This is a genomic window from Kiloniella majae (genome assembly GCF_002118315.1).
Lineage (GTDB): Bacteria > Pseudomonadota > Alphaproteobacteria > Kiloniellales > Kiloniellaceae > Kiloniella > Kiloniella majae.
Map to the genome: position 1 here is coordinate 1 of NZ_MTSZ01000015.1, position 2,186 is coordinate 2,186.

The 2,186-nt window shown below is 51.6% G+C and carries 2 protein-coding genes and 1 pseudogene; all 3 read left to right on the forward strand.

Annotation, left to right across the window (positions count from 1 at the left end; all coding sequences use genetic code 11):
- A pseudogene (locus BKB51_RS20440) lies at positions 1-288 on the forward strand (ABC transporter substrate-binding protein); the annotation flags it as partial.
- A gap of 97 nt (positions 289-385) precedes the next feature.
- Complete coding sequence (locus tag BKB51_RS20445) at positions 386-928, forward strand: TRAP transporter small permease subunit (protein ID WP_085902979.1); 543 nt, start codon at positions 386-388, stop codon at positions 926-928.
- A 2-nt stretch (positions 929-930) separates the two neighbouring features.
- Positions 931-2,186: TRAP transporter large permease (locus BKB51_RS20450; protein ID WP_085902980.1), on the forward strand; the 1,256-nt coding region annotated here is incomplete at its 3' end.

Consider the following 2,186-nt stretch of genomic DNA (forward strand, 5'->3'; position numbering starts at 1 on the left):
TGTGCTGCCGAGAACAACGTCATGCTGTCAGAGTACAATGCCAAAAACGGTGACTCTCTGGATGTTCTGTTGAACAAACACAACGTTGAACTTCGTACTTTCACTCAGGACATTATGGATGCTCTGGGCGCCAAGTCCGAAGAAGTTGTGAAAGAAGTTGGTCAGACAGACGATATCTCCAAAGAGATTTACGACAGCTACATTGAATTCCGTCGCAAGGTTTCTCGTTGGACCACACTGTCTGAGTCTGATTACACAGCGGCACGTGGCGCTGCACTGAAGATCTAATCATTGTTTCATCAGTGATAACCGACATAAAAGAGGCCAGCCCCTGCTGGCCTCTTTTTGGATAAAATAATAAAAATAAATCGATAGGGAGACTACTGTGGCAGGGTTTCTTTCCCTCGCAAAGACCATCGATGCTTTGAACGAACGCGTGGGCCGGACTGTTTCCTGGCTGGCGCTCTTTATGGTTCTCGTTCAGTTTGCCGTGGTTCTGTTGCGATATGTTTTCGGGATTGGTTCCATCTTCATGCAGGAATCAATTATCTATATGCATGGCTTTCTCTTTATGCTCGGCGCAGGGTACACCCTGTTGCACGGCGGGCATGTCCGGGTAGATATCTTCTACGGGGCAGCCAGTGAACGCAAACAGGCCTTTGTCGACTTCTTCGGGGTGATCTTTTTCCTGCTCCCGGTTCTGGCCCTCATCCTGATTTACGGCTGGCCCTATGTAGCAAATTCCTGGTCCATTCTGGAATCATCCAAAGAAACCAGTGGGATCCCTGCTGTCTATATTCTCAAAAGCTCGATCATTGCCTTTTGTGCTCTGATGGCACTACAAGGTATTTCCATGGCCATTCACTCACTCGCCATCATCAGAGGTGTTGAACACAAAGCCGCAGAAGACGGCCCGGGGGGAATGTAACAATGGCTGAAACTCTTGATCTCTTGATGTTCGCTGCCGCTTGCTTCTTTCTTATGGCAGGTTTTCCCGTCGCCTTTACTCTTGCGGGCGTTGCTATCGCCTTTGCCCTGCTTGGCTATGCCACAGGGGTGTTTGATCTCTCCTTCTTCGGGGCACTACCATCGCGTATTTATGGTAATGCCATGACCAATGAGATCCTCATTGCCGTGCCGCTCTTTGTCTTTATGGGCGTCATGCTTGAAAAGTCCAAGGTGGCTGAGGAACTGCTCGATACCATGGGACAGCTCTTTGGCTCTGTGCGCGGTGGCTTGGGTATTTCCGTGACCATCGTCGGGGCTTTGCTCGCTGCCTCAACCGGTATTGTCGGGGCCACGGTTGTCACCATGGGGCTGTTGTCCCTGCCAACCATGTTGCGCCGGGGCTATGATCCGTCCCTCGCCTGTGGCTCGATCTGTGCTGCAGGAACACTGGGCCAGATTATTCCACCATCAATCGTCCTGGTTATTCTGGGCGACCAGATCTCCAACGCCTATTCCGACGCTCAACGGGCCATCGGCAACTGGTCACCGGATCCTGTATCCGTTGGGGATCTCTTTGCGGGTGCCTTGATCCCCGGTCTGATGCTTGTGGGTATGTACATCGCCTATCAGATGATCGTCGCCATCATTCGCCCGGAAAGCTCACCGCCCATTCCGCGAGATGAAAACCATATCGAACCCGGTGCGTTCTTCAACAAGATCCTTCATGCCTTGGTCCCACCTGTGGCCCTGATCGTTTCTGTTCTCGGGTCCATCCTGAGCGGGATTGCAACTCCGACAGAAGCGGCGGCTGTAGGAGCCATCGGCTCTCTCTTGCTGGCGGGAATGCGAACACAGGAACTCGGGCTGTTAGAACATGCTGATCGGACCTCTCCATTTGATTTCATGGATTTTGGCAGTCGGCGTCCGACCATCATCGCAACTCTCTGCCTGCTCTTTATGCTGGTGTTGATTTCTTTCTTTGACCTGCGGGTTTCCAGAAATGAAATCCCGACAGTGGATATGATTGCCATTGTCGCTGCATGTCTTGCTTCTATTGGCCTCTTTTGGGGGATACTGGTTTCTCTTGGTCGAGTTTGGCGTACCAACATCCTGCGTCCGATCATGCGTTCCACCATGGAAATCTCATCTATGGTCTTTGTTATCCTGATCGGGGCTTCTGTCTTTTCGCTGGTCTTTAGAGGACTTGGCGGTGATGACATGGTCCATGAGTTCCTCAG